The organism is Pseudonocardia sp. SID8383 (assembly GCF_009864975.1).
Classification (GTDB): domain Bacteria; phylum Actinomycetota; class Actinomycetes; order Mycobacteriales; family Pseudonocardiaceae; genus Pseudonocardia; species Pseudonocardia alni.
Map to the genome: position 1 here is coordinate 1 of NZ_WWFY01000827.1, position 680 is coordinate 680.

Genomic DNA, 680 nt, shown 5'->3' on the forward strand with positions numbered 1-680 from the left:
CTCGACGGTGACCGCACCGTCGTCGTCCGCCGGGGAACTCGCCAGGCTGTTCGTGGCGCCGACGGCTGCAGCCCGGCCGATGGTGCGGCGACCACCGCGGCTGGTGCGGTGGGGGTCAGAGCGTCGTGGACAGCGCACGTTGGACGATCCCGGTGAGGGCGGCGAGGACGTCGCCGCCGCTGACGATCGCGTAGAGGAGTGCGGCGAACGCCGCAGCCGCGACGGTGCCGACGGCGTACTCGACGGTGGACATACCGTCGTCGTCGGCGGCGAGTGCGCGCAGCCGGCGGTGCAGCAGGGAACGGGTGGGGGTCATCGGTGTCTCCTTCGTCGGGGGCCCGCGGGGTGCGGACCCGGTCGCCGCGCGGCGGTGGTCACCACCGCGCGAACGCCTCCCCGGCCAGCCCGATCACGACCGGCACGATGCCGAGGACCAGGAAGGCGGGCAGGAAGCAGAGCCCCAGCGGGGCGGTGATGCGGACCGCGGCGCGCTGCGCCCGCTCCTCGGCGAGGTCCGCCAGACCGGCGCGCAGCCGGGCCGCCTCCGCCGCGGCGGAGCGTCCGAGGGCGGCACCGGTACGGGCCGACCGGCCCGCCGCGCGGGCGAACCCGGCGAGTTCGGGGACCGAGCCGGCGGCGGCCCAGGCGTCGTCGGGGTCGGCGCCCAGGGCGAGCAGGCC

Annotated in this window: 2 protein-coding genes; both read right to left on the reverse strand. The window is 77.5% G+C overall.

The window, feature by feature from the left end; all coding sequences use genetic code 11:
- Window positions 1–115: 115 nt before the first annotated feature.
- A complete protein-coding gene (locus tag GTW08_RS19955; protein ID WP_073575807.1) occupies window positions 116–316 on the reverse strand; it encodes a DUF4244 domain-containing protein in 201 nt (66 codons plus the stop codon).
- 58 nt (window positions 317–374) lie between these two features.
- The coding region (locus GTW08_RS19960; protein ID WP_202417440.1) for a type II secretion system F family protein at window positions 375–680 on the reverse strand (306 nt) is incomplete at its 5' end.